Here is a 25,682-nt window from a genome sequence, read left to right as displayed (position 1 = left end):
AACGAAATCGCAGCGTGACCTACTCGCTCCCGTTTTCCACCACGCGGCCCTCCGCGCGCCAGCGCAGCATGCCGCCCGCGAGATTGGCCACGTCGTTAAAACCTGCCTGGCGCAGGATCACCGTGGCTTGTGCTGACCGGCCGCCCGCGCGGCACACGGTCACGATGGGGCGATCTTTCGTAAGCTCCTCGGCACGGGCGGCCAGATTACCGAGCGAAATGAGCCGCGCGGCGGGAATGCGGCCAAGCGGCCCGTTGAACTCGTCGGGCTCGCGCACGTCGACGATCTGCACGGAACGCATATTGTCTTCGAGCCATTGCGGGCCGATTTCCCAGATGCCCGCAAAGGTGTACACGAGCGGCGCCCACTCCGGCTCCGCCGCTTGCGTGGGGTCGCTCGCGGCGACGCCGCACTTCAGGTTCGCCGGCACCGCAATGTCGATCTGCTTCGGATGCGGCAGCCGCAAATTCGTCACATAGCCGACGAAATCGTCTTCACACAGTTCGCCGCCAAGGCGCGGATTGAAGCTGCGCTCTTCGCCGACGCTCGTGACCGTCAAGCCGCGATAATCGTGCGCCGGATACAGCAGGCACGTGTCGGGCTGACTGAAGATCTGGCTGTGGATGGCGCGGAACATCGCGTGCGCATCGCCGTGCTGGAAGTCGGTACGGCCCGTGCCGCGAATCAGCAGGCAGTCGCCGGTGAACATCATCGTGCCGTCGTCGAGCGCGAGGCTGATGCAGCCGTTGGTGTGGCCTGGCGTCGCGCGCACTTCCAGGTAGCGCGTGCCGAACTCGCATCGGTCGCCATGGTTCAGATAGCGGTCGGCACCTTCCGCGCCGCTTGCTGCCGATATCGCAATCTGGCTGCCCGAGCGGCGTTTGTGCATCCACGCACCCGTCACGTGGTCGGCGTGCACGTGCGTGTCGATCGTATAAAGCAGGCGCAGCCCGAGTTCCTTGATCAGCGCGGTGTCCCGGCGCACCTGCTCGAATACCGGATCGATAAGGACTGCTTCGCGCGTCGCACTGTCGGCGAGTAGATAGGTGTAGGTGGACGATTGCGGGTCGATCAGTTGGCGGAAGATGAGCAAGGTTTTTCTCCGTGGGCACGCATCGTCAAGTGTACCGGGCGCGGAGCGCGCCCGGCTTCACAGCGCCGCCGATCTCACCGCGGCTGTGCGACGGTCCGCAAATACGGCTTCAAGGTCTTGAAGCCTTCGGGGTACTTCTTCGCGGCATCCTCGTTCGAGACGGACGTCGGAATGATGACATCATCGCCCGGCTTCCAGTTCACCGGCGTGGCGACCGCGTGCTTCGCGTTCAGTTGCAACGAATCCAGCAGACGGAGCACTTCGTCGAAGTTGCGTCCCGAACTCATCGGATACACGAGCATGGCCTTGACCTTCTTGTCCGGCCCGATGATAAACACCGAGCGCACCGTCGCATTGTCCGCCGCGGTGCGCGTGCCGCCGCTCGCGTTCGGGTGGATCATGTCGTAGAGCTTCGCGACGTTGAGGTCGGCATCTCCGATGAGCGGGTAGTTGACCGCGTGGCCCTGCGTCTCTTCGATATCCTTCACCCATCTCTCGTGATCGCTCACCGGGTCGACGCTCAGACCGATAATTTTCGTGTTGCGCTTTTCAAACTCCGGCTTGAGGCCGGCCATGTATCCCAGCTCGGTGGTGCAGACGGGCGTGAAGTCCTTGGGATGTGAAAAGAGAACCGCCCACTGGTCGCCGATCCATTCGTGGAAACGGACAGTGCCTTGGGTGGTGTCGGCGGTGAAATCCGGAGCTTCTTCTCCAAGTCGAATCGACATCGTCATCCTCCATGGGAATGCGCCGGGCAATGCGCCGATTCTCGGAGCGGCGATCCCCGGGCGGCCTGAGTGTTTGATCAGGCGATTGCATGACTCACGATCAGCCTCCAGCCGGTTCGGTGTCTTGCCGCGGGAGGACCTTGCACGCGCGTGAAGGCGGGCGTCTTCGCCGGATTGCTGTGGTGCGGAAACACACGGATGCGCCACGCGTCGCGCTTAAAGCGTAGGACAAAAAAGCGCGCCGCTCTAGCCAGCATGCAGAGGTAATCTGCCGCGCCTGCCGGTTACGTCTCGCTCCACATGCGCAGCAGGTTGTGATAACAGCCGACGAGCGTGCGGCGCGCGGCGTCGTCCGCATTGGACGCGTTCAGCCGCTGGATTGCACCGTCCAGATCGAACAGCATCGCGCGCTGCGTATCGTCGCGCACGAGGCTTTGCACCCAGAAGAAGCTCGATACGCGCGCGCCGCGCGTCACCGGCCGGACCTCGTGCAGGCTCGTGCCCGGGTAAACGATGGCATGGCCGGCGGGCAGCTTCACTTCCTGCACGCCGAAAGTATCTTCGATCAGCAGTTCGCCGCCGTCGTATTCGTCTGGCGGCGTGAGGAAGAGCGTGACGGACAGGTCGGTGCGCACGCGCGCGCCGCTGCCGGGTACGAGGCGAATGGCGCCGTCGACGTGGCTGCCGAAGTGCATGCCGCCTTCATAGCGGTTAAAGAGCGGCGGATAAACCTTGTTCGGCAACGCGGCGCTGATAAAAAGCGGATGCCGCTCGAGCGCCGCGATGATTCTGTCGCCCATTTCCAGCGCGATCGGCGAGCCTTCCGCGATCTGCTGGTTGCGCTTGACGGGCGCGCCCTGATAGCCGGCCGTTGCGCGGCCGTCCACCCATGCGTCCGCGGCCGCTTCGAGATGCGCGCGCATCGCGGCGGCGTCGGCGGGGGTGACTACGTCGGGGATGGAGACAATCATCGTTCGAGTTTCCTGCGAAACCGCGCGCCTTTTGCTGCCTGGTGAAGCGGGAAGCGGCAAGGCGCGCGGCGTGCGTGGCGTCGATCGCGCGTTGCGGCGATCAGAAGAATCGGTAGTTTACCGTCGCGAGGAACGTGCGGCCGTTGCCCGGCACCGCGCGTCCGCCGTCCGACGGAATCAGCGCGTCGTAGTAGTTCTTGTCCGTGATGTTCAGCACGTTGAACTGGACGTCGTACTTTTTCGCGTGATACGCGGCCATTGCATCCCAGCGCGTATAGCCGCCCACCTGCACGAAGTTGTTGTTCGCGGCGTAGCGCGACGACGTGTAGATCGGCCCGCCGCCGATTTCCCAATGCGGCGTGAACGCGTAGGTAGTCCACAGCGTGAGCATGTTGCGCGGCGTGTTCGCGGGCGTTTTGCCGGCGGTGCCGTCGAGCGCCTTCAGAATCGTCGCGTCCATATACGTGTAGCCGCCGAACACTTGCCACTTGTCCGTGATGTGGCCGGCGACGCCGAGCTGGTAGCCGCGCACGCGCACGTCGCCGTCGAGTGTGTAGCTGCCGTCCGCGTTCAGTGTGCGCGCGTTGGTCTTTTCGATGTTGAAAAGCGATTGCGTGACGGACAGGCCGCCGTTCAGCAGATCCCACTTCGCGCCGACTTCATACGACTTGTTGTGCTCCGGCGCGAGGTTCTGCGTGTTGTTCGTCACCGTGAGTGCTTCGAGCGACGGATTGAAGGACGTGCCGTACGACACGTAGTACGACTGCCAGTCGGTCGGTTGCCAGATGACGCCGCCGCGCACGCTCGTGAAGTAGTTCGTCTGCGTGGCGTACGAAGGCGAATTGATCGAGTTGTGAATCGACGCCTCGTAGCGGTCCCAGCGCACGCCGCCCACCACCTTCCAGTGTTCGCCGATGGACACCGTGTCGTTCGCATACACGCCGATGCCGTTTGCGGTCGACTCCGCGAGATTCGTCGCCACCGTTTTCGCGTTCGACGGACGCGTCGTGTACGAAGGGTCGACGAGCGGCACGATCGCGATCGTGTTCGACGTCAGGCCCGGCGTGGTGGTCGCGAAGCTCTGGTTGCTGTAGGTCTCGTGGCTCAGGTCGACGCCCGCCACCATTTCATGCTTGATGAAGCCGGTGTTGAACTTGGCCTCGATGTCGGTCGAGTTGTAGACCGAGTGATCGTTGATGTTGCGGTCCTTGCCTTGCAGCTTCACGAACAGTTTCGACGGATCGATGCTCGTGTAGTTGCCGTTGGTGAGTGCCGTCGACGTCGGCAGCGGACCCGTCAGCACCGACGCCGCGTTGGTCGCGCGCGCTTCGGTGCTGTAGTGGCTGAATTGCGTCTGGTTGCGCAGTTTCAGGCTGTCGTTGAAGCGATGTTCGATGCGTGCGTTGAGTGTCTGCACGTCCTGGATCGTGCGGTCGTCGGTGAAGCCGTAGAACGTGCCGCGATTGACCGGCGCCGGATGGCCGTTGAGCGCCGGCACGCCGTAGTCGGGCTGGTCGCGGTTATGCTGGATCAGCGCGGACAGCGTGATTTCCGTCGGCGTGCCGATGCCGAATTTGACTTCCGGCGCGACGCCGTAGTCCTTGCTCTTCATCACGTCGCGCGAGGAGCCGAGGTCCTGGCCGAACGCGTTGATCCGGAAGGCGGAAGTCGACGTGATCGGCGTGTCGAGGTCGACCGTGTTGCGGTAGCGGTCGTGCGTGCCGGCTTGCACCGAGACGTCGGCGCGCGGTTTCAACGTGGGCTGTTTGCTGACCTGGTTGATGACGCCGCCCGTCGAGCCGCGCCCGAAGTAGAGCGAGGACGGCCCGTAGAGCACGTCGATCGATTCGAGGTTGAACGTGTCGCGATAGTACTGGCCGCGGTCGCGGAAGCCGTCGAGGTAGATGTCGGTGCGCGCGGAGAAGCCGCGCAGGTTGATGTTGTTGCCGATCTGGCCGCCTTCGGCGGCGCCGATGGTGATGCCCGGCACGTTGCGCAGCGCGTCGGTGAACGAGCTCGCGGCCTGCGATTGCAGCACCGACTTCGGCACCACGACGGCGGCTTGCGGAATGTCGCGCAGGGCGGTCGGCACTTTGGCGCCGACGCTCGAGACATCAGCCGCGAATTCCGCGGGCGCGCCGCTTTGACCCGTCACCTTGACGGCGGGCAGCGTGGCGCTATCGGCGGCCTGGTTCGCGGCGGAAGGGGACGCGGAAGCGGATGATGCGGGCAGCGCGCCGATCGCGGGCGTGGCTGTCGTTTGAGCGTAAAGCGGCGTCGCGAACGCGACCAGAACGGCCGCCGCGAGAGGCGTGTTTCGGAACATCTCAATACCCTGTCGTTGTCGCTATTGTTCTGATTCGACGGACGCCCGCGCCGTGGCGGCATCGGCAGGTGGACTGCCGGAGTGTGCCGCAAGGGATGGTGGGCCCGTCGTCATGTTCTCAAATGAGAATCAGTATCATTGCATGGATGATAATCGTTCGCAATAATTTGTTACGCATCGGTAACGGAGGGATGGGAGTTGTGTGGTGGGGTTGGGGACGGCGGGGAGGTGCGAAGCAAAAAGGCCGATCAGCTTTTCGCTGACCGGCCTTTCAAATTCTTTGGTGGGGCGTGAGTGACTCGAACACTCGACCTACGGATTAAGAGTCCGCTGCTCTACCAACTGAGCTAACGCCCCAACAGAAGCGAAATTATGCAGTAACTTTCCGACCTTGCCAAGCCCCTTTAGCAGATTTCTTAAAAAAACCGCCACCTCAAGCTGGAGTAACTCCTCAACGAAAGCGACTGTCTTCAAAAAGACGTCGCGTCCGGCGTCCCGGTATCATGTCGCGGACAGTTGCCGCTCTTGCTCCGCGCGGCTTTCGACGGGAATCGCCATGGACGACAAAGAAACACTCGAACTGCTCGACCGCGTTCTCGCGCCGTGGGTGCGCGAGTTGGCGCTCACTCCCGTCAAGGCCGACGCAGAAAGCGCCACGCTGCGCCTCCCGTTCGCCGGCGCCCTGCGTCATTCGGGCGGCGTGATCTGCGGTCAGGTGTTCATGGCGGTTGCCGACACCGCCATGATCGTCGCCATTTCGGCCGCGCTCGGCGGTTTCAAACCAATGACTACCGTGTCGCTCAACATCAGCTTCATGCGCGCGGTGCGCAAGGGCGACGTGCTGGTCACGGCCCGCGTGCTGCGCCTCGGCCGCAATCTCGTATTCGGCGAAGTGGAACTGTTCGATGAGACGGGCGCGATGGCCGTCCACGCGACCACGACCTACGCGTTGCTCGAGTAACCCGGCATACCGGCCGCCTCGCGGCACATGACAAAGCAGTCAAGGAAAAGAGGATGTTCGATCAGGTCGTATTCGCCGGCGGCGGCAATCGCTGCTGGTGGCAGGCGGGTTTCTGGGACGTCGTGCAGCCGGAGTTGCGCATCCGTCCGCGCGTCATCACCGGCATTTCGGCGGGCGCCGCCACCGCGTGCATGCTCTACACGCGCGATTCCGAATGGGTCATGCGCTACTACGAAAACGCGCTGCGTCACAACTCGCGCAACGCGTATTGGGGCAATCTGCTACGCGGTCAGTCGGTGTTTCCGCATTACCGCATTTATCGCCAGGCGCTGCTCGACATCTACGGCGAGAAGTTTTCGTCGCTTGCTGAGGCGCCCGAAATTCGCATTGGCGTGTCGCACCTGCCGCGCTGGCTCGGCGCGCGCAGCGCGGTCGCCGCGGGGCTTATCGCGTACAACATCGAAAAATATGTGCGCAAGACGCTCCACCCCACGCTTGGCCAGACGCTCGGTTTTCACCCCGAGTTCGTGCGCGCGCAAGATTGTGCGACTGTCGAAGATCTCGCCGATCTGATCCTGCAGTCGTCGAGCACGCCGCCTTTCACGCCGGTCTTGCGGCGCAACGGCCGGCCGGTGCTCGACGGCGGCATGGTCGACAACGTCCCCGTCGGCGCGCTCGACGCCGACGCGCCCGGCAATGTGCTCGTCATGGTGACGCGCCTTTATCCGCGGCCGCAGATGTTCGTCGTCCCGCACGGCGTGCAGCAACGGCTGTATGTGCAGCCGTCGCGCAAAGTCCCGATTTCGAGCTGGGACTACACGAGCCCGTCGCAGATGGTGCATGCCTACAATCTCGGCCGCGCGGACGGCGAGACCTTCCTCCAGCGCATGCCGGATCTGCAGGAATTTGCCGCCTGAGGTGAGCGCCGGCGCCAACCCCGCTAGCGCCGGCGTCCGCCCTGCAACGCTTCGGGATTGGCCACGCTGGCGGTGTCGCCGGCGTCGAAAGCAAGAATGTTCTTGAACGCGGCGCTGAAGTACAGCTCATAGTTCTCGCGCTCCACGTAGCCGATATGCGGCGTGCAGATCACGTTCTCCATGCGCAGCAGACTGTAGCCCTGCAGAATCGGCTCGCTTTCATACACGTCGATGGCCACCATGCCCGGCCGGTTGTGCGACAGCGCGTTGACGAGCGCGTTGTCGTCGAGCAGCTCGGCGCGGCTCGTGTTCACGAGCAAAGCAGTCGGCTTCATGCGCATCAGGTCTTCCTGCTTCACGATGCCCCGCGTGTCGTCGTGCAGACGAAGATGCAGCGACAGCACGTCGCTCTGCTCGAACAGCGCTTCGCGGCTTTCCGCTACGCCATAGCCGTCCTGACGCGCGGCTTCGCGCGAATGCTCGCGGCCCCAGATCAGCACATTCATGCCGAAGGCCTTGCCATAGCCGGCGACGAGCCGCCCGATCTTGCCATAGCCCCAAATGCCGAGCGTCTGGCCGCGCAGCACCTGGCCCAAGCCAAAGTTAGGCGGCAACGCGGACGTCTTCAGCCCGGACTGCTGCCAGGCGCCCTGCTTAAGGTTCGCCACGTATTGCGGAATGCGCCGCTGCGCCGCCATGATGAGAGCCCACGTAAGTTCGGCCGGCGCGATGGGCGAGCCGCTGCCTTCCAGCACGGCGATGCCGCGCTCGGTACAGGCGGCGAGATCGATATGGCTCGACACTTTGCCCGTCTGGCTGATCATGCGCAAACGCGGCAGTTTATCGAGCAGTTGCGAGCTGATGCGAGTGCGTTCGCGAATTAGCACGAGCGCGTCCACCTCGGAAAGACGGCTCGCCAGCTGACCCAGTCCCCGGACGGTGTTGTTGAAAACTTTGACCTCATGATCGGCCAGCAATTGAAAGCAGTCGAGCTTACGTACGGCGTCCTGATAGTCGTCGAGGATGGCAATCTTCATGGTATGTATCTTGCGCCGCACCGTAGTGGTGCGGGAACGGAGTGTTATGCTGACTGTCCCACCATGTGACCCAGGTCACATGCCGGTCTGGCTGAATGGCTTACCGTAGAAACTGCCGCGTAGAACGACAGCGCTACGGCAAGGCCGATTGACATCGTTTTTAACAGTTTGTTGCGTGTTGAGGCAAGCCGCTTTACAGACGGTTGCAGACGCCCGTCCCGTGTGGCTTTGCCGGACAAACTGCATTGAAGCCCGTGATGACCTGCGCAATTGCGCGTCGGTTTGTAAAAACCGGCGCGACCAGTTCAATGCCTCTCGCATGCAGCGTCGCCGGGCTTGTACCGTTTTCCAATCCCTACAAACGGAGACAAGTCGATGAATCTTCCATCATTCGAGGCACATCCCACAGCCCAAGCGTCAGTAGAAGCGCCAGCGTGGGTCAAACATCGGAAACTGATCGACTGGGTTCAGCGCGTGGCCGCCATGACGAGGCCGGACAAGATCGTCTGGTGCGACGGTTCGCAGGAGGAATACGACCGCCTGTGCGCGCAGATGGTCGAAGCCGGTACGCTCAGAAAGCTCAATCCCGCGAAGCGTCCGAACTCGTATCTCGCCTGGTCCGATCCTTCCGACGTCGCGCGCGTCGAGGATCGCACGTTCATTTGCGCGGAGCGCCGCGAGGACGCGGGGCCGACCAACAACTGGGTCGCGCCCGATGAAATGCGCGCCACGCTCGACGGTTTGTTCGACGGCGCCATGCGCGGCCGCACCATGTATGTGGTGCCGTTTTCCATGGGCCCGCTCGGCTCGCCCATCGCGCATATCGGCGTGGAGCTGAGCGACAGTCCCTATGTGGTCACCAACATGCGGATCATGACGCGCATGGGCCGCAAGGTATACGACGTGCTCGGCGAAGACGGCGAGTTTGTGCCTTGCGTGCATTCGGTTGGCGCGCCGCTCGAAGCGGGCGCGAAAGACGTGCCGTGGCCGTGCAATCCGACCAAGTACATCGTCCATTTTCCGCAGACGCGCGAAATCTGGAGCTACGGCTCGGGCTACGGCGGCAACGCGTTGCTCGGCAAGAAGTGCTTTGCGCTGCGCATTGCATCGACAATGGGCCGCGACGAGGGCTGGCTCGCCGAGCACATGCTGATTCTCGGCGTGACCTCGCCCGAGGGACGCAAGCACCACGTGGCGGCGGCGTTCCCGTCGGCGTGCGGCAAGACCAACTTCGCGATGCTGATTCCACCCGAGGGCCTCAACGGCTGGAAAATCTCGACCATCGGCGACGACATCGCGTGGATCAAACCGGGCAAGGACGGCCGCCTGTACGCGATCAACCCCGAGGCCGGCTACTTCGGCGTCGCGCCGGGTACGAGCGAAAAAACCAATTTCAACGCCATGGCCACGTTGAAGGAAAACGTGATTTTCACGAACGTGGCGCTGACCGACGACGGCGACGTCTGGTGGGAAGGCATGACCGACGAGCCGCCCGCGCATCTGATCGACTGGCAGGGGAAGGACTGGACGCCCGCGAGCGCGAAGGAAACCGGCCGCAAGGCCGCGCATCCGAACGCGCGGTTTACGGCGCCGGCATCGCAATGTCCGTCCATCGACGCCGACTGGGAAAATCCGGCGGGCGTGCCGATCGACGCGTTCATCTTCGGCGGACGCCGTTCGACCACGGTGCCGCTCGTCACGGAGGCGCGCAACTGGGTCGAGGGCGTCTATATGGCGGCCACCATGGGTTCGGAGACGACCGCCGCGGCCGCCGGCCAGCAAGGCGTGGTGCGCCGCGACCCCTTCGCGATGCTGCCGTTCTGCGGCTACAACATGAGCGACTACTTCGGCCACTGGCTGAAAACGGGCGAACGCTTGCAGCAATTGAACGCGAAGCTGCCGAAAATCTTCTGCGTCAACTGGTTCCGCAAGGGCGCCGACGGCAAATTCGTCTGGCCCGGCTTCGGCGAGAACATGCGCGTGCTCGGCTGGATGGTCGGCCGCATCGAGGGCACTGCGCAGGGCGAGGAGCATGCGTTCGGTGTATCGCCGCATTATGAGGACATCGACTGGAACGGTCTGGAGTTCAGCCGCGAGCAGTTCGAACAGGTCATTTCCGTCGACGACGCAGCGTGGCGCGCCGAACTCGCGCTGCACAGCGAACTCTTTGACACGTTGCAGCAAGGCCTGCCGCCCGCGCTGACGCAGGCAAAGAGTCAGCTGGAGAGCAAGCTCGCAGCCTGACCATGTGAGTACTCACTACGCTACAGGAGCCGCCTTCGGGCGGCTTTTGTTTTGGCGGCAGCCGTCGCGGTGCGATGCGAGGCCGAAGCGCGCGCACGCGGTCCACGTTGCATCTGTTCGAACCATGCCCTGCCGCAAGCTGCGCCGCAGCAAATTGTTTCGTGTCGCGGAACAATCGACGCTCCTGCCCCACATTTGGGCGCACAGTCGCACGAAATTTGACGAGATTTCCGCTTTTGCGGGCAACTTCTGCACGATTGCGCGAGTCGTAGGAGAATCCCTAGTTCGCTTCCAATGGTTATCACCAATTGTCAGGAAGCCGTAACACGGCAGGAGTTGTCATATGGATCATTTGCAGTCGATGCGAGTTTTCGTCAAAGTGGCGGATCTCGGCAGTTTTGCCCGCGCTGCGAGCGCGATGGATATCTCCAACGCAGTTGCCACCCGTCACGTTGCCGACCTCGAAGGGCGTCTTGGCACGCGACTGCTCAACCGTACAACCCGCAGTTTGTCGCTGACCGAATCGGGTCAGGTGTATCTCGAACGCGCGCGCCAGATTCTCGACGAACTCGAAGACGTCGAACAGATGGTGGTCGCGCGCAATCACGAACCCGTCGGCACGTTGCGCATTGTCGCGCCGGTCGTGTTCGGCCTGCATAACCTCGCGCCCGTTCTCCAAACGTACGCCGAGCGTTATCCGAAAGTCATTCCTGACGTCACGCTCGTCGACCGCCAGGTCGATCTGGTCGAAGAAGGTTTCGACGTCGGCGTGGTGATCGCGCGGCAAATGCGCAGCGCGAGCATCGTCACGCGGCGCCTGACCACGGGCTGCATGACCGTGTGCGCGACGCCGGCTTATCTGGAGAAGCACGGTACGCCCACGCGTCCGGAGCATCTGCTCGAGCATCCGTGCCTGAGCCTGCCCTCGGAGTATTGGGGCGACGAGCGCGTGTTTACCGGTCCAGAAGGCGAAGTTCGGGTGCGTCCGTCGAATGTGATCGTGGCCAACAATACGGAGATGCTGCGTCAGTTTGCGCTGCTCGGCATGGGCATCGCGATTCTGCCGAGCTATCTGATCGGACGCGACATGACGCGCGGCCGGCTGGTGCGCCTGCTCGGCGACTACCGTTTGCCGCAAGTCGAGATCAACATCGCGTATCCGAGCCGGCGCCATTTGCCGGCCAAGGTCCGCACGTTCATCGATCATCTGGTCGAGCATTTCAGCCAGACCCCGAATAGTCTGCTCGGCGAGCAGTGGATCAAGGACGGCGTAGGACATCCGGCGGCGCCGGCGTCGTTCGAAGCAGCGGATGCTTCCATGCCGCCCGAAGCGTTCGACGGCGCAGAACCGCTGTCGCGTCTCCTGGACAGCGAGCTCTCGCCGGTGCCGAAGACGTTGGCCAAGCCGGCGAACCGCTCGCGGCCCGCGGCGTTGACGCCGCTGTAAAGGCAACCTTGCGTGCAGGGCAGTGGGCAGTGCGCAGTGCGCAGTGCGCGCAAGACCCGGCGCGTTGCCGAACCCATGAAAAAAAGCGCGGTCACCTCATAGGTGATCGCGCTTTTTTGTTCTGAGCGGTGTGGTGTAGCGCACGCGGCCGGACCTGCTTGGCAGGCCCGGCGCGCCTCGCGCTCGTATCCAACCGATTACGAGCCGGTTTTGCGAGCCGCCGTCTTTTTGGCCGGCGCCTTCTTTGCTGCTGCCGTCTTTGTCGCGGGTGCTTTCTTCGCAGCGGCCTTTTTCGCGGCCGGCGCGGCCTTCACCGCGACCGGTGCTTCGTCGTCATCGGATTCGAACTCAGGGCCGCCGGCTTTTGCTGCCGATTTCACTGCCGATTTCGCCGCCGCCGTCTTCGCAGCCGTCTTGGCCGACGGCTCTTTCTTCTCGAATTCGAAGCCGATTTTGCCGTCGTTCTGCTTGACGAGGAACGCCTTGAAGTTACGGCCCGTGCGCGACGACTTGAAGTTCGTCAGCAGGTCGGTGCGTCCTTCTTCGAGCAGCTTCGCCATCTGCTCGCGGGCAATCTCCTGTTGCAGGATGACCTTGCCGGAGCGGAAGTCGCACGTCTTCGGATTCGCGACCGAGTTCTCGCAGACGTAGCTCATGCCGTGCTCGAACACGCGGCCCTTGCACTTCGGACACGCACCCACCGGCGCCTGATCGGAGAAGTCGGGCGGTTCGCCGTCTTCACCGCCCGCGTCCTGACCGAAGTCGAACTCGAGCTTGTAGTTCTTGATTTCGTCGTCGAGTGAAAGCTTGAGGATCGCCGAGAACGGCCGGCCCATCTTGCTGCGGAAACCCGACAGCGGCCCAATCGTCTTGTTCTTCAGCAGTTCCTCGACTTCCTCGATCTCGAACTGGCGGCCGCCTGGAATCTTCGAAATGGAGAACTCGCACTTTGAACACGCGAAGCGGCGGTAATTCTCCTTCACCTGGCCGCCGCAATTCGGACACGGCGTTTGCAGCGTCGCGTAGTCGCCGGGAATCGTGTCGGAGTCGTACTCTTTCGCGCGCTTCACGATGGTCTGCGTCATGCGGGCGATTTCCTGCATGAACGCGTCGCGCGGCAGATTGCCGCGTTCCATCTGCGACAGTTTGTATTCCCACTCGCCGGTCAGTTCGGGCGCGGTCAATTCCTTCACGCCGAGGCCACGCAGAAGCGTCATCAACTGGAATGCCTTCGCGGTCGGAATGAGATCGCGGCCTTCGCGAATCAGATACTTCTCACCCAACAGCCCTTCGATGATGGCGGCGCGCGTAGCCGGCGTACCGAGCCCTTTTGCAGCCATGGCTTCGCGAAGCTCGTCGTCTTCCACGAGCTTGCCTGCGCCTTCCATCGCCGAGAGCAAGGTGGCTTCGTTATAGCGTGCCGGCGGCTTCGTCACGAGCTGCTGCGCGGCGATCTTGTCGGTCTTGACCTTCTCGTCCTTCTGCACCGGCACGAGGTTGGCGTCTTCACCGCCGGTCTCGCGGCCGTAGATTTGCAGCCAGCCCGGTTCGACGAGCACCTTGCCTTCGGTCTTGAAGTGATGACCGACGACTTCGGTGATACGCGTCGTCACGCGGAACTCGGCTGCCGGGAAGAACACGGACAGGAAGCGCTTCACGACCAGGTCGTACAGCTTCTGTTCGGGCTCGGACAGATTTTTCGGCGCTTGCAGCGTCGGGATGATAGCGAAGTGGTCGCTGATCTTCGAATTGTCGAAGATGCGCTTGTTCGGCTTCACCCAGCCCTTGTCGAGCACCTGCTTGGCAAACGGCAGATAGTTGTTGCTCTCCTTGAGCATGCCGAGCGTCTGCTTGACCGTCTCCATATAGTCTTCGGGCAGCGCGCGCGCGTCGGTCCGCGGATACGTCAGCACCTTGTGCTTTTCGTAGAGCGCCTGCGCGAGGCCCAGCGTGTTTTTCGCCGAGAAGCCAAAGCGGCCGTTCGCCTCGCGCTGCAGGCTCGTGAGGTCGAAGAGCGCGGGCGAGAGTTGCGTGGACGGCTTCGATTCTTCAGTGACCGTGCCAATCTGGCCGCGGCAGGCCGCGACGATGGTTTCCGCCGCGGGCAGCGACCACAGGCGCGAGTCGCGTTTTTCAGGATCGAACTCGTCGCGCTTGAACTTCGGGTCGAACCAGCGGCCCTCGTAGAAACCGGCCGCGCAGACGAACTCCGCTTTCACTTCCCAATAGTCGCGCGGCACGAAGCGGCGAATCTTCTCCTCGCGCTCGACGACGATAGACAGCGTGGGCGTCTGCACGCGCCCCACGGTGGTGAGGAAAAAGCCGCCGCCCTTGCTGTTGAACGCGGTCATCGCGCGCGTGCCGTTGATGCCGACGAGCCAGTCCGCTTCCGAGCGGCAACGCGCGGCGTCGGCGAGCGGCTGCATTTCCTCGTCGCTGCGCAGACGCGCGAAGCCGTCGCGGATCGCCGCGGGCGTCATGGATTGCAGCCACAGCCGCTGCACCGGCTGTTTGGCTTTCGCGTGCTGCGCGATCAGGCGGAAAATCAGCTCGCCCTCGCGCCCCGCGTCGCATGCGTTGATGAGGCGGTCAATATCCTTGCGCTTGAGCAGCTTGGTCAGCACCTTCAGGCGCGACTCGCTCTTCGCGATCGGATTCAGATCGAAATGCGGCGGAATGACGGGCAGATTGGCGAAACTCCACTTGCCGCGCTTCACTTCGTATTCTTCGGGCGCGGCGATTTCCAGCAGATGGCCCACTGCCGAAGAGAGCACGTACTCGTCGCTCTCGTAGTATTCGTCATGCTTGGTAAAACCGCCCAAAGCGCGCGCGATGTCGTTCGCGACGGAAGGCTTTTCGGCGATGATCAGTGCTTTGGACATGACTCGATGTGAGGTTGGTATATCCGGGTTGGTGGTCTTGAGCGCGCCCAGGCGGCGCGACCCTCGTTTGCGACCTTGCTACCCATTAACGACCGCTTTATAGCACACGGCGCCAAAGCGGCGTGTCAAGTGCCATAAAAGCGCGCCATCATAATTGCGCGCTCAGCAATTGGGCAAGCTGCGGCAAACGCGCGGTGCGCCGGTCGCAACGGCCGTGCCGCTGAGCCTTCGGCGATGCCCCGGCGCGTCGGCTGCAGTTGTCGGACGAGTGGCGAAAGCGGCCGGCACGCGGTCAACGCGCGGCCATCCGACGGCGCTCAAACGGCGCTCAAACGGCGCTCAAACGGCGCTCAAACGGCGCTCAAACGGCGCTCAAACGGCGCTGAGGCAGCGTTCAGGCGGCCGCCAGCGCCGGTCGCAACTTCGGCGCGCCGACCACGCCCGGCAGCGCGGTCAGGTCCGACAACATCCGCTCGACGATAGCTGCCTGCGGCAAAACAGTGCCGAAAAAGCGTGTCGTTACTGAGTCTTCGATCAGGATGGTCGGAAAATTCTCGACGTCGAGATCGTCGAATCGATCTGCATGCGTTTCGATGTCGATCCATGCGAAACAGATGTCGGGATGCCGATCGGCCAGCTTGTCGAATGCCTCGCGGTACTCGCGACAGGTTCCGCACCACTCCGCGCAGAGGCAGGCGACGAACAGCGTGTCGGGCTCGTTGACGCGCTCGGCGATCCGGTCTTGGTCGGTGTCGAGATTCAGCGCGGGCATGGTGGTTCCTCAGTTGCTTGATCGAATGCTTTGGCGCGAATGTAGCATGGCCGGTCTGCGACAGTGGTCGAGCCGGGAGCGCCGAGCCGCGCTCGAGCCGCCCTCGCGCCTTAGCCGTGGCTTGCCCGCGTATAGCGGCCGCCGGGCAGGGCACTGACGTGGCCGGCCAGTTCGAGCTGCAATAGCGTCGTCTGCAGGACCGCGTAGTCCATCTCGGTGCGCGTTGCAAGAATTTCAAGGCTGGTGGGCGCGTGGCCTAGCGCGGCCAGCAGGCGCTGCGCGTCGGGGTCGGACGGAACCAGCGCGCGTGAGTCGTGCGTTCTGGCGGCTGCCGGGCGGGATTCCGCCGACGCGTAAGCAGCCGTGTCCGCGTATTTGTCGACGCTGGCCGCCGAGCCTGCCGATGCGCTGTCCGGCTCTCTGTTCGACGCGCTGTCAGACACCTTGTGAGACGCATCGTCGGGCTGGCGGAACACCACATCGGCGAACGCGCCGGTCCCGCCCCTCCGCCCACGAATGCCCGCCCCGGCAGGCGACGCAGGCGCGGAAATCGGAGCTGCTTTCGCAAACCCGAGTTCCTCCAGCACCTCGTCAGGCGTCTCGACGAGCTTCGCTCCCTGCTTGATCATCCGATGACACCCGCGCGACAGCGGCGCGTGGATCGAGCCGGGTAACGCAAAGATGTCGCGGCCCATCTCGTTGGCGAGCCGCGCAGTGATGAGCGAGCCCGAGCGCATGGCCGCCTCGACAATCAGCACGCCGCTGACCAGCCCGGCGATCAGCCGGTTGCGCTGTGGGAAGTTGGCGGCGCGCGCCGGCGTGCCGAGCGGCCATTCCGACAGAATGGCGCCTTGTGCGGCAATCTGCCGGGCGAGCGCGTGATGCGCGGACGGATAAACGAGATCCGCTCCCGTGCCGATTACCGCGACCGTACTGCCGATACCGTCGAGTCCGCCGCAATGCGCCGCGCCGTCGATTCCTTGCGCGAGTCCCGACACGACGGTCACGCCTGCCGCGGAAATCGTGCGCGCGAAGCGTTCCGCATCTTCCAGACCTTGCGGCGTCGCGCTGCGGCTGCCCACCAGCGCGACCGCACGCCTGTGCAACAGCTCGAGCCGCCCCTTTATATATAGCAGCGGCGGCGGGTCGGGCATGGTCAGGAGTGCGGGCGGGTAAGCCGGGTCGTCGAGCGTCACGATCTGATTGCCGGGCAGCTCCCGCCAGGCGATCACCGCGTCGAGCTGGGCATCGAATTCAGGGCCTGTGGGAGCCAGCGCCGCGCGCGCCGCGGCCTCGCCGGCAATCGCGGCGAGCGTTTCATGCTCCTGCTGCAAAATCGCCGCGGGGAGGCCAAAGGCGCTCAGCAAGAGGCGCAGCGCCGCGGGTTTGAGTCCCGGCGCGAGAGAGAGCCGCAGCCACGCGGCAAGTTCCAATTCCGTTGAAGGCAAGGTGTGCATTGCGGGTCGATCCTCCTACAGGGCCAGCGGGCAGGCGGGCGCCATGCTAAAATTTTCATCATCCGAAATAACGGTAGCGCCGCGCCCACCCGCGCGGGCTCGTCGTCTGCGCGCGGGGCGCGTTGAATCGAACCGGTTCGACACCATCTATCGTGTGCGTATTGCGACGGGCCCACAACCTGGCCGAATGGCCAACGCGAGCCTTCCCACGGTCAGCGGCGCCGAAAATCACACTCGAAATCATGGCCTTACTGAACATCCTCAATTACCCGGACAAACGGCTGCACAAGGTTGCGAAGCCGGTTGAAGAGGTCAACGACCGTATCCGCCGCCTCGTCGCGGATATGGCGGAGACCATGTACGCGGCGCCGGGCGTCGGCCTCGCGGCCACCCAGGTCGACGTGCACGAGCGCGTGATCGTGATCGACGTGTCGGACGCGCACGATCAGCTGCTCGCTTTCATCAACCCGGAAATCATCTGGTCGAGCGACGAGAAAAAGCTGTCGGAAGAGGGCTGTCTCTCGGTGCCCGGCATTTACGACAATGTGGAGCGCGCGGAGAAAGTGCGCGTGCGCGCGCTGAACGAGAAGGGCGAAACGTTCGAGCTGGACTGCGAGGGCTTGCTCGCCGTGTGCATTCAGCACGAGATGGATCACCTGATGGGCCGCGTGTTCGTCGAATATCTGTCGCCGCTCAAGCAGACGCGCATCAAGAGCAAGATGAAGAAGCTCGCTCACGCAATGTGATGCGCGCCTGTTCCGATACCCGCCGCCTCTCCCGCTCATGAGTCATTCGTTGCGCGTTGTCTTCGCCGGTACGCCGGAATTCGCCTCGGCTGCGCTGGCCGCCATCCACGGTGCCGGTTTTCCCGTGCCGCTCGTGCTCACGCAGCCCGACCGGCCGGCGGGGCGCGGCATGAAGTTGCAGGCGAGCCCCGTGAAGCGCTACGCCGTGGAGCACGGGCTCGCTGTCGCGCAGCCGCCGTCGCTGCGCCGCGCGGGCAAGTATCCGGCCGAGGCCGCGGCTGCCATCGAGCAGTTGCGCGCCACGCCGCACGACGTGATGGTGGTGGCCGCTTACGGCCTTATCCTGCCGCAGGAAGTGCTCGATATCGCGCCGTTCGGCTGCATCAACATTCACGCGTCGCTGTTGCCGCGCTGGCGCGGCGCGGCGCCGATTCACCGCGCGATCGAGGCAGGCGACGCCGAAACCGGCATCACCCTCATGCAGATGGACGCCGGCCTCGACACGGGCGCCATGATCTCCGAAACGCGCACGCTCATTTCCGCCGACGACACCACCGCCAGCCTGCACGACCGCCTCGCGCAAGACGGTGCGAAGCTGATCGTCGAGGCACTCGTCGAGCTGGAACGCAGCGGCAAGCTGAGCGCTACACCGCAACCCGCCGACGGCGTGACCTACGCCGAGAAAATCGGCAAGCACGAAGCCGCGCTCGACTGGCGCCGCCCGGCCGCGGCGCTGGCGCGTCAGGTGCGCGCATTCGACCCGTTTCCGGGCGGCATGGCGACCCTTGAGGACGGCACGGCAATCAAGATCTGGGCCGCCTCCGCGGAAGACGCGAAAAGCACCGCGGCGCCCGGCACGCTCATCAGCGTTTCGCCCGAAGGCGTGCTCGTGGCCTGCGGCGAAGGCGCGCTGCGTCTCACGCAACTGCAAAAACCCGGCGGCAAACGTCTGCCGGTGCGCGAATTCCTGGCCGGCTTTGCGCTCGCGCCGGGGCAGCGTTTCCAGCTTCCGGCGGCAAACTAACACGGGGCGGCGGCGCTCCGCCATCGTCCGTTCGGCCGATGGCGAGCGGCCCCCGCCGGGCGCACGCCGCGCGTTAGAATCCTTGTTGCGCAGCCAGTTTTTCGAGGATTTCCATGTTCGGCATCACCCATTTTGAGTTTTTCGTCGTTGCCGTTTTCCTGCTGAATGTCACGCCCGGGCCGGATACGGCGTATATCGTCGGGCGTAGCGTCGCGCAGGGCCGCGGCGCCGGGCTCATGTCCGCGCTCGGCATTTCGGCGGGCTGCTGCGTGCACTCACTGGCTTGCGCGTTCGGTCTGACGGCGCTGCTCGCGGCGTCGGCCACGGCGTTCACCGTCATCAAGTTCGTCGGCGCGATTTATCTGATCTATCTCGGCGTGCGCCTCATTTTCGCGAAGCCTGCCGCCGACGAAGCCCGCGGCGAAGCACGCGCGGCCGGTGCGCCCAAGTCGCTGCGTCAGCTTTTCCTGCAGGGCTTCTGGACCAATGTGCTGAACCCGAAGGTGGTGCTCTTCTTCGTGTCGTTCTTCCCGCAGTTCGTGGCCGCGGGCGCGGAGCAGAAGGCGCTCGCCTTTCTCACGCTCGGCGCGGTGTTCGTGGTGATGAGCATGATCTGGAACAGCTTCGTCGCGTGGATCGCCGGCAGTATGACGCAGCGCTTCTCCGGCAAGCCCTCGGTGAAGAAGTGGCTCGACCGCGGCGTCGGCAGTGCCTTTGTCGGCTTGGGGATCAAGCTCGCCACCGCATTAAGATAATTGAATTTTCCGCGCGCGCCCATATCTAACATTTCGCTTACAATCAGGCGCCGTGATGATGCGGCACAGAGATGAACCCCGCGTTAGGGCAAGGAGTGGCAGACATGTTCAATTGGGTCAAAACCGCGATGTTGATGGCCGCGATCACGGCCCTTTTCATCGTGATCGGCGGAGTGATAGGCGGCTCGCGCGGCGTGACGATCGCGCTCGTCATTGCGCTCGGTATGAATTTTTTCTCGTACTGGTTCTCGGACAAGATGGTGCTGCGCATGTACAACGCGCAGGAAGTCGACGAAACCAGCGCGCCGCAGTTCTATCGCATGGTGCGGGAGCTGTCCACGCGCGCCGGCTTGCCGATGCCGCGCGTCTATCTGATCAACGAAGACGCGCCGAACGCCTTCGCCACCGGCCGCAATCCCGAGCATGCGGCGGTTGCCGCGACCACCGGCATTTTGCGCGTGCTGTCCGAGCGAGAAATGCGCGGCGTCATGGCACACGAACTCGCGCACGTGAAGCATCGCGACATTCTTATTTCGACGATATCGGCCACCATGGCCGGGGCGATTTCCGCGCTGGCGAACTTCGCGATGTTCTTCGGCGGGCGCGACGAAAACGGGCGTCCGGCGAATCCGATCGCGGGCATTGCCGTTGCGCTGCTCGCGCCGATCGCCGGCGCGCTCATCCAGATGGCGATTTCGCGCGCGCGCGAATTCGAGGCGGATCGCGGCGGCGCGCAGATTTCCGGCGACCCGCAGGCGCTCGCCTCGGCGCTCGACAAGATTCATCGCTATGCGAGCGGTATTCCGTTCCCCGCGGCGGAACAGCATCCCGCCACCGCGCAGATGATGATCATGAACCCGCTGTCGGGCGGCGGCATCGCCAATCTGTTTTCAACGCACCCGGCGACGGAAGAACGCATCGCGCGTTTGATGGAAATGGCGCGCACGGGGCGCTTCGAATAAGCGCAGGGCGCGCGGCTGCTCAAGCGTTGCATCAAGGCGGGTCTTCGGACTCGCCTTTTTGTTTGGCGAAGCCGGTATGCACCGGCTGCCCAGGCCTGCCGGCGGCCCGCGCGCCGCGCCACGCTACAATGTGTGTCCATTGTGCCGTGCCTACCGCGCGGCCTGCCTTTGCCTTCCCATGATCCCAAAGTCTTCTTCGCGTTCTGCTTCTTCGCCGGCGCGTCCGCGCGAATCCCGCTTGTCCGTGTTGCATCTCGCGCCGGAGTCGCTCGGTTTTGCGCTTGACTGCGCCGCGCAGGCCGTCGGCGCCGTGCGTCTGGGCGCGGCGTTGCCGGCCGCGCTGCAATCCGTGTTCGTGTCCGCGCCCGAGGGCAGTGCCGCTGCCGCGCGCGGCGCGGTGCAGGACATCGCGTATCGCACGATGCGGCGTTTCGGCACGGCCGAGTGGCTGATCGCGAGGCTCGTCAAGAAGGCACCGCCGCCGCACGTGGGCCATGTGCTGGCCTGCGCGCTCGCCCTGTTGATCGACGACGAAGCGAGCGCCGCCTACACGCCGTTCACGGTGGTCGACCAGGCGGTCAGGGCAATTTCGGCGCGCCGCGAATTCTCGTTTGCGAAGGGACTCGTCAACGCCGTGCTGCGCAACTTCCTACGCGAGAGGGACGCGCTGCTGACAGAAGCGCAAGCCGACGAAGTCGCGCATTGGAACTATCCGACATGGTGGATCGATGCAGTGAGACGCGCATGGCCCGACGCATGGCAAGACGTGCTCGCGGCCGGCAACACGCAAGGTCCGCTCACGCTGCGCGTGAACGCGCGTCATTCGACGGTCGAGGCGTATCTGCACGTCCTCGAGCAGCATCACATTGCGGCGAGCAAAGTCGGCGAATACGCGGTGAAGCTCGCGACGCCGATGCCGGTCGATCGTATTCCCGGTTTCAATGAGGGCGTGGTCTCGGTGCAGGACGCCGGCGCGCAACTCGCCGCGCAGCTGCTCGGCGTGCGTGACGGCATGCGCGTGCTCGACGCGTGTGCGGCGCCGGGCGGCAAGACCGGGCATCTGCTGGAACTCGCGAACCTGCAACTGGTGGCGCTCGAAAGCGACGTGTCGCGCGCGCGGCGCATCGGCGAAAACCTGCAGCGGCTGAAACTCGAAGCCGAGGTGCGGATTGGCGACGCCGGTGCGCCGGCCAAATGGCACGACGACATCGACCAGCCGTTCGACCGCATTCTCGCCGACGTGCCGTGCTCGGCGTCGGGCATCGTCCGGCGTCATCCGGACATTCGCTGGTTGCGCCGTGCATCCGATATTCCCGCGCTCGTCGAGGAACAGCGGCGCATTCTCGATGCGCTCTGGCCGCTCGTGAAACCTGGCGGCGAATTGCTCTACGTTACGTGCTCGATCTTTCCGGAAGAAGGCGAGTTGCAGGCGCAGTGGTTTGGAAACAAGCACCAGGATGCGGTACGATTGGACGCGCCGGGGCAACTTTTACCCTCAGTCGCCCGCGCGCCCGCCGACCCATCGGCCGGTTCTCATGCCGGAGAATTCGCTGAGCCCAGCGCCGGCACGAACTCAGACCACGACGGATTTTTCTACGCGCGCTTTCAGAAACGGTGACCATCAAACGCTTCTTCCCGCTTCGGCTCGCCGCCGTGCTTTGGGTCGCGCTGGCCGTCTGGCTCGCGCTGCCGGGCGCGGCGCACGCCGACTCGATCGCTGTGCAGCGCGCTTCGCTGCAGGCCGACAACACCGGTTGGAGCCTCGACGCGCGTTTCGACTTCGAGTTGAACAGCAATCTCGAAGACGCGGTCAATAAAGGCATTCCGCTGTACTTCACGACAGATTTCGAACTGAGCCGGCCGCGCTGGTATTGGTTCGACGAGCAGCCGGTCAACGTGTCGCAAAGCCTGCGGCTGTCGTTTCAGCCGCTCACGCGCGAATATCGGGTGTCGAGTGTGTCGTCCGGCGGTTTGCAGCTCGGCTTTTCCACGCTCAAGGACGCGCTCGCGGTCATCAAGCATGTGTCCTCGTGGCACGTGATCGATCGCAACGACGTGCATGTCGGCGAAACGTACACCGCCTCGGTGCGCATGCAGCTCGACATCGCGTTGATGCCCAAGCCGTTCCAGATCGACGCGGTGAACAACCGCGACTGGAACCTCGCTTCCGAATGGAAGCGCTTTACTTTTACGGTGACCGAACGTGCTAAATAAAGTGCGCTCCGCCACCAGCGTCAGCAGCATCGTCGTGCGCGTGCTGGTGTCCACGGTCGCGGTGACGGCCGTGCTGCTGCTCGTGCTGCTCGCGGCGGCAAGCGCGAACACCGAATTCTTCGACCGCTATTACCAGTGGCTCTATGCCGCGAATCTCGTCGTCGCGATGATCTTCCTGCTGGTGGTGACGACGCTCGTCGTCATCATCATTGCGCGATTGCGCAAGGGCAAGTTCGGCACGCGGCTGCTCGCGAAGCTGGCGTTTTTCATGGCGCTCGTCGGCGTGGTGCCGGGCGGCATCATTTATGTGGTCTCGTATCAGTTCGTGTCGCGCAGTATCGAATCATGGTTCGACGTGAATGTGGAAACCGCGCTGACGTCCGGCCTCAATCTCGGCCGCGGCATGCTTGACGCGTCGCTGTCCGATCTGCAAACCAAGGCGCGGCTCATGTCTGAGCAGCTCGCGAGCGCGGACGCCGCCGGCACGACGCTCACGCTGCTGCGTCTGCGCGACCAGTTCGGCGTGCAGGACGCGACCATCGTCGAGCCCACGCGCAGCATGTCCGGCGCCACGCCCGACATGCACGTGGTCGCGCAGGCGTCGGGCAATTTCGCGACGCTCGTGCCGAGCGACCTGCCCACGCAGTTGATGATCGACCAGGCGCGCGGGCGCGGCTATGCGGCGATTGAAGGCGAAGTGGACGGCGATCCGCACGCGCACGGCAGCAAGGGCGCGCTGCGCCTGCGCGTCGTGCAGCGCATTCCCGATTCGAACGCGGCGCTTCTGCAACCCACGGAGCGTTTTTTGCAACTGACGCAGCCGGTGTCGCAGTCGCTCGCGCGTAACGCCGACGCCGTGCAGCGCGCCTATCGCGAGTATCAGGAGAAAGCGCTCGGGCGTACCGGTTTGCGCAAGATGTACATCGGCACGCTGACGCTCGCGCTCTTTCTCGCCACCTTTATCGCGATGATGCTCGCGCTCGCGCTCGGCAATCAGCTCGCGCGGCCGCTGTTTCTGCTCGCGCAGGGCACGAAGGAAATCACCGAGGGCGATTACACGCCGAAGCGCGAGATCAAATCGCGCGACGAACTGGGCTTTCTCACGCAGTCGTTCAATGCGATGACGCGGCAACTCTCCGAGGCGCGCGCGGCGGTCGAAAACAACCGCATCGCGCTCGAGCATTCGAAGGCCTATCTGGAGAGCATTCTTGCGAACCTGACGGCGGGCGTGTTCGTATTCGACCGCCAGTTCCGGCTCACCACCGCGAATCGCGGCGCCGAGCGCATCTTCCGTCAGCAGTTCCAGGAGGTGCTCGGCTCGGCGCTCGAAAAGATCGGCGTGCTGAGCGAATTCGGCGGCATGGTGCGCAAAGCGTTTGCGGACCGCGAAGCGGCCGGCGGCGACGCTCATGACGACGGCGGGCATTGGCAGCAGCAGTTTTCGATTCAGGTGGCGGGCGAATCCGAGCCGCTCACGCTGCTCGTGCGCGGCGCGCGCCTCGTGTCCGCCACCGATCCCGACGCGCAGGATCTGCAGACATCCGGCTACGTGGTCGTGTTCGACGACATCTCCGACGTGATCTCCGCGCAGCGCTCCATCGCGTGGGGCGAGGTCGCGCGGCGACTCGCGCACGAGATCAAGAATCCGCTCACGCCGATCCAGCTTTCCGCCGAGCGCCTGCAGATGAAGCTGGCCGACAAGCTCGCGCCGTCGGATGCGGATGTGCTCAAGCGCGGCGCGACCACGATCGTCAATCAGGTCGCCGCGATGAAGCAGATGGTCGACAATTTCCGCGACTACGCGCGCACGCCGCCGGCCGTGCTTGCGCACCTGCAATTGAACGATCTGGTGAGCGAAGTGCTGACGCTTTACGGCATCGAAGAAGGCAAAGGCGCGATTCAGGTCGAGCTCTCCGAACTGCCGGCCATTCGCGGCGATGCGACGCAATTGCGGCAGGTGATCCACAACCTGCTGCAGAATGCGCAGGACGCGGTGGCCGAGGTCGAGCGCCCGCGTGTGCTGCTCGAGACGAGGACAGTAGAATACGGAGACCCCGACGCGGAAGGCAAGGCGCGCGTCGCGGTACGTCTGACAGTGTCGGATAACGGTCCGGGTTTCCCCACGCGCATTCTCACGCGCGCATTCGAGCCCTACGTGACGACGAAGGCCAAAGGCACGGGCCTGGGTCTTGCGATGGTCAAGAAGATCGTCGACGAACACGGCGCGCGCATTGACATTCGCAATCGCATGAAAGCGGGCGATGTGATCGAAGGCGCGCAGATTTCGATTCTCTTCCTTCAACTGGCAGACGACGCCGCGGCTCCCGAAGCGGGACCGCGTCCTGCGCATGGCGGCACGTCGCAGGGAAAGACAAAAGCAACAGTGCAGACAAAGGCAGCGTAAATGGCAACCATCCTGGTGGTAGATGATGAAATGGGCATCCGGGAATTGCTCTCGGAGATCCTGAGCGACGAGGGGCATGTCGTGGAGGCAGCGGAAAACGCGCAGCAGGCGCGCGAGTTCCGTTTGCGTCAGGCGCCGGACCTGGTGCTGCTCGACATCTGGATGCCCGATACCGACGGCGTCACGTTGCTCAAGGAATGGGCCGCGCAAGGGCAGCTCACCATGCCGGTCATCATGATGTCCGGTCACGCGACCATCGACACGGCAGTCGAAGCAACCAAGATCGGCGCGCTTAACTTTCTGGAAAAACCGATCGCGTTGCAGAAGCTGCTGAAGGCCGTCGAGCAGGGTCTCGCGCGCGGCACCGCGGCCGTGGCGCCGGGCGGCGCGGCCGCGAAATCCGCCATGCCGATGAATTCGTCGACGGTGGCTTCCGCGGCGGCGTTGCCCATGCTGTCCGCCGACGGCCACGGCAGCGGCGTGCTCGCGGCGCAAACGGCCTCCATCTCGTTCGACATTCCGCTGCGCGATGCCCGCGACGCATTCGAGCGCGCGTACTTCGAGTATCACCTCGCGCGCGAGAACGGCAGCATGACGCGGGTCGCGGAAAAGACGGGACTGGAGCGCACGCATTTGTATCGCAAGCTCAAGCAGCTCGGCGTGGATCTCGGCAAGAACAAAGGTGAGTGAGCGCGGCGGCGCGGTGGGCGAGCATCGGGTGTGCAGATTTTTTTAGAGAAGG

At 63.9% G+C, this 25,682-nt stretch carries 20 protein-coding genes and 1 tRNA gene; 12 read left to right on the top strand and 9 right to left on the bottom strand.

Translation table 11 applies throughout. The annotated features are described in order from the left end of the window. Nucleotides 1-19: 19 nt before the first annotated feature. From ACEN8U_RS13440 to ACEN8U_RS13420, 5 genes are all read right to left on the bottom strand, one after another. Nucleotides 20-1,093: a rhodanese-like domain-containing protein gene (locus tag ACEN8U_RS13440; protein WP_310104633.1), complete on the bottom strand. Its 1,074-nt coding sequence runs from the start codon at nt 1,091-1,093 to the stop codon at nt 20-22. Between the two features lie 74 nt (nt 1,094-1,167). Then, on the bottom strand, nt 1,168-1,821 hold the full coding sequence (locus ACEN8U_RS13435) for a peroxiredoxin (protein ID WP_310104636.1): 654 nt from the start codon (nt 1,819-1,821) through the stop codon (nt 1,168-1,170). 284 nt (nt 1,822-2,105) lie between these two features. Then, nucleotides 2,106-2,792, bottom strand: coding sequence for a Fe2+-dependent dioxygenase (locus ACEN8U_RS13430; protein ID WP_015001362.1), 687 nt, complete (start codon nt 2,790-2,792; stop codon nt 2,106-2,108). A gap of 100 nt (nt 2,793-2,892) precedes the next feature. Beyond that, nucleotides 2,893-5,118, bottom strand: coding sequence for a TonB-dependent siderophore receptor (locus ACEN8U_RS13425; RefSeq protein WP_310104641.1), 2,226 nt, complete (start codon nt 5,116-5,118; stop codon nt 2,893-2,895). 281 nt (nt 5,119-5,399) lie between these two features. Continuing rightward, a tRNA-Lys gene (locus ACEN8U_RS13420) sits at nt 5,400-5,475 on the bottom strand. Between the two features lie 199 nt (nt 5,476-5,674). On the opposite strand from ACEN8U_RS13420, the gene ACEN8U_RS13415 reads away from it, so the two are divergent. Both ACEN8U_RS13415 and ACEN8U_RS13410 read left to right on the top strand, forming a co-directional pair. After that, nucleotides 5,675-6,079, top strand: coding sequence for a PaaI family thioesterase (locus tag ACEN8U_RS13415; RefSeq protein ID WP_013586800.1), 405 nt, complete (start codon nt 5,675-5,677; stop codon nt 6,077-6,079). A gap of 53 nt (nt 6,080-6,132) precedes the next feature. Beyond that, nucleotides 6,133-6,996 (top strand): patatin-like phospholipase family protein, encoded by an 864-nt coding sequence (locus tag ACEN8U_RS13410; protein WP_015001364.1) that lies wholly within the window; start codon nt 6,133-6,135, stop codon nt 6,994-6,996. Between the two features lie 23 nt (nt 6,997-7,019). Here the strand turns inward: ACEN8U_RS13410 and ACEN8U_RS13405 are convergent, their stop codons facing one another. After that, the gene (locus tag ACEN8U_RS13405; protein WP_310104645.1) at nt 7,020-8,033 is read right to left on the bottom strand and encodes a D-2-hydroxyacid dehydrogenase family protein; all 1,014 of its coding nucleotides are present in this window, start codon (nt 8,031-8,033) and stop codon (nt 7,020-7,022) included. A 375-nt stretch (nt 8,034-8,408) separates the two neighbouring features. Between ACEN8U_RS13405 and ACEN8U_RS13400 the strand changes: the two genes are divergently transcribed. Together ACEN8U_RS13400 and ACEN8U_RS13395 are read left to right on the top strand one after the other, a co-directional pair. Beyond that, nucleotides 8,409-10,277 (top strand): phosphoenolpyruvate carboxykinase (GTP), encoded by a 1,869-nt coding sequence (locus ACEN8U_RS13400; RefSeq protein WP_310104648.1) that lies wholly within the window; start codon nt 8,409-8,411, stop codon nt 10,275-10,277. Between the two features lie 343 nt (nt 10,278-10,620). Then, nucleotides 10,621-11,724: a LysR family transcriptional regulator gene (locus ACEN8U_RS13395; protein ID WP_015001366.1), complete on the top strand. Its 1,104-nt coding sequence runs from the start codon at nt 10,621-10,623 to the stop codon at nt 11,722-11,724. A 197-nt stretch (nt 11,725-11,921) separates the two neighbouring features. On the opposite strand, the gene ACEN8U_RS13390 is transcribed toward ACEN8U_RS13395, so the two are convergent. From ACEN8U_RS13390 to dprA, 3 genes are all read right to left on the bottom strand, one after another. Continuing rightward, nucleotides 11,922-14,606: a DNA topoisomerase III gene (locus ACEN8U_RS13390; RefSeq protein WP_310104652.1), complete on the bottom strand. Its 2,685-nt coding sequence runs from the start codon at nt 14,604-14,606 to the stop codon at nt 11,922-11,924. A 394-nt stretch (nt 14,607-15,000) separates the two neighbouring features. After that, nucleotides 15,001-15,378, bottom strand: coding sequence for a thioredoxin family protein (locus ACEN8U_RS13385; protein WP_015001368.1), 378 nt, complete (start codon nt 15,376-15,378; stop codon nt 15,001-15,003). 110 nt (nt 15,379-15,488) lie between these two features. Then, nucleotides 15,489-16,835 (bottom strand): DNA-processing protein DprA, encoded by a 1,347-nt coding sequence (dprA, locus tag ACEN8U_RS13380; RefSeq protein ID WP_310104656.1) that lies wholly within the window; start codon nt 16,833-16,835, stop codon nt 15,489-15,491. Between the two features lie 242 nt (nt 16,836-17,077). Between dprA and def the strand changes: the two genes are divergently transcribed. From def to esaR, 8 genes are all read left to right on the top strand, one after another. Continuing rightward, nucleotides 17,078-17,581 (top strand): peptide deformylase, encoded by a 504-nt coding sequence (gene def, locus ACEN8U_RS13375; protein ID WP_013586808.1) that lies wholly within the window; start codon nt 17,078-17,080, stop codon nt 17,579-17,581. 37 nt (nt 17,582-17,618) lie between these two features. Next, nucleotides 17,619-18,605, top strand: coding sequence for a methionyl-tRNA formyltransferase (fmt, locus tag ACEN8U_RS13370; protein ID WP_310104659.1), 987 nt, complete (start codon nt 17,619-17,621; stop codon nt 18,603-18,605). Nucleotides 18,606-18,718: 113 nt separating this feature from the next. Then, nucleotides 18,719-19,360: a LysE family translocator gene (locus tag ACEN8U_RS13365; protein ID WP_310104661.1), complete on the top strand. Its 642-nt coding sequence runs from the start codon at nt 18,719-18,721 to the stop codon at nt 19,358-19,360. A gap of 104 nt (nt 19,361-19,464) precedes the next feature. Further along, on the top strand, nt 19,465-20,322 hold the full coding sequence (gene htpX / locus ACEN8U_RS13360; RefSeq protein WP_310104664.1) for a zinc metalloprotease HtpX: 858 nt from the start codon (nt 19,465-19,467) through the stop codon (nt 20,320-20,322). A 178-nt stretch (nt 20,323-20,500) separates the two neighbouring features. Continuing rightward, the gene (gene rsmB / locus ACEN8U_RS13355) at nt 20,501-21,940 is read left to right on the top strand and encodes a 16S rRNA (cytosine(967)-C(5))-methyltransferase RsmB (protein ID WP_310104666.1); all 1,440 of its coding nucleotides are present in this window, start codon (nt 20,501-20,503) and stop codon (nt 21,938-21,940) included. Beyond that, nucleotides 21,937-22,536 carry a DUF4390 domain-containing protein gene (locus ACEN8U_RS13350; protein ID WP_013586813.1) on the top strand — a complete coding sequence of 200 codons (600 nt, stop codon included), beginning with the start codon at nt 21,937-21,939 and terminating at the stop codon, nt 22,534-22,536. Before rsmB ends, ACEN8U_RS13350 begins: the two co-directional genes overlap by 4 nt. Then, nucleotides 22,526-24,940 carry a PAS domain-containing sensor histidine kinase gene (locus ACEN8U_RS13345; RefSeq protein ID WP_310104668.1) on the top strand — a complete coding sequence of 805 codons (2,415 nt, stop codon included), beginning with the start codon at nt 22,526-22,528 and terminating at the stop codon, nt 24,938-24,940. The genes ACEN8U_RS13350 and ACEN8U_RS13345 overlap by 11 nt, the downstream gene beginning before the upstream one ends. Beyond that, complete coding sequence (esaR, locus tag ACEN8U_RS13340; protein WP_013586815.1) at nt 24,941-25,630, top strand: response regulator transcription factor EsaR; 690 nt, start codon at nt 24,941-24,943, stop codon at nt 25,628-25,630. Nucleotides 25,631-25,682: the final 52 nt, after the last annotated feature.

The organism is Paraburkholderia phenoliruptrix, assembly GCF_047325075.1.
Classification (GTDB): Bacteria; Pseudomonadota; Gammaproteobacteria; order Burkholderiales; family Burkholderiaceae; genus Paraburkholderia; species Paraburkholderia phenoliruptrix.
This window is presented reverse-complemented; position numbering and strand designations above follow the sequence as displayed.

Coding starts and splice junctions, on each gene's coding strand:
- ACEN8U_RS13435 (WP_310104636.1), bottom strand. CDS start 1,821: ATGTCGATTCGACTTGGAGAAGAAGCTCCGGATTTCACCGCCGACACC.
- ACEN8U_RS13430 (WP_015001362.1), bottom strand. CDS start 2,792: ATGATTGTCTCCATCCCCGACGTAGTCACCCCCGCCGACGCCGCCGCG.
- ACEN8U_RS13425 (WP_310104641.1), bottom strand. CDS start 5,118: ATGTTCCGAAACACGCCTCTCGCGGCGGCCGTTCTGGTCGCGTTCGCG.
- ACEN8U_RS13415 (WP_013586800.1), top strand. CDS start 5,675: ATGGACGACAAAGAAACACTCGAACTGCTCGACCGCGTTCTCGCGCCG.
- ACEN8U_RS13410 (WP_015001364.1), top strand. CDS start 6,133: ATGTTCGATCAGGTCGTATTCGCCGGCGGCGGCAATCGCTGCTGGTGG.
- ACEN8U_RS13405 (WP_310104645.1), bottom strand. CDS start 8,033: ATGAAGATTGCCATCCTCGACGACTATCAGGACGCCGTACGTAAGCTC.
- ACEN8U_RS13400 (WP_310104648.1), top strand. CDS start 8,409: ATGAATCTTCCATCATTCGAGGCACATCCCACAGCCCAAGCGTCAGTA.
- ACEN8U_RS13395 (WP_015001366.1), top strand. CDS start 10,621: ATGGATCATTTGCAGTCGATGCGAGTTTTCGTCAAAGTGGCGGATCTC.
- ACEN8U_RS13390 (WP_310104652.1), bottom strand. CDS start 14,606: ATGTCCAAAGCACTGATCATCGCCGAAAAGCCTTCCGTCGCGAACGAC.
- ACEN8U_RS13385 (WP_015001368.1), bottom strand. CDS start 15,378: ATGCCCGCGCTGAATCTCGACACCGACCAAGACCGGATCGCCGAGCGC.
- dprA (WP_310104656.1), bottom strand. CDS start 16,835: ATGCACACCTTGCCTTCAACGGAATTGGAACTTGCCGCGTGGCTGCGG.
- def (WP_013586808.1), top strand. CDS start 17,078: ATGGCCTTACTGAACATCCTCAATTACCCGGACAAACGGCTGCACAAG.
- fmt (WP_310104659.1), top strand. CDS start 17,619: ATGAGTCATTCGTTGCGCGTTGTCTTCGCCGGTACGCCGGAATTCGCC.
- ACEN8U_RS13365 (WP_310104661.1), top strand. CDS start 18,719: ATGTTCGGCATCACCCATTTTGAGTTTTTCGTCGTTGCCGTTTTCCTG.
- htpX (WP_310104664.1), top strand. CDS start 19,465: ATGTTCAATTGGGTCAAAACCGCGATGTTGATGGCCGCGATCACGGCC.
- rsmB (WP_310104666.1), top strand. CDS start 20,501: ATGATCCCAAAGTCTTCTTCGCGTTCTGCTTCTTCGCCGGCGCGTCCG.
- esaR (WP_013586815.1), top strand. CDS start 24,941: ATGGCAACCATCCTGGTGGTAGATGATGAAATGGGCATCCGGGAATTG.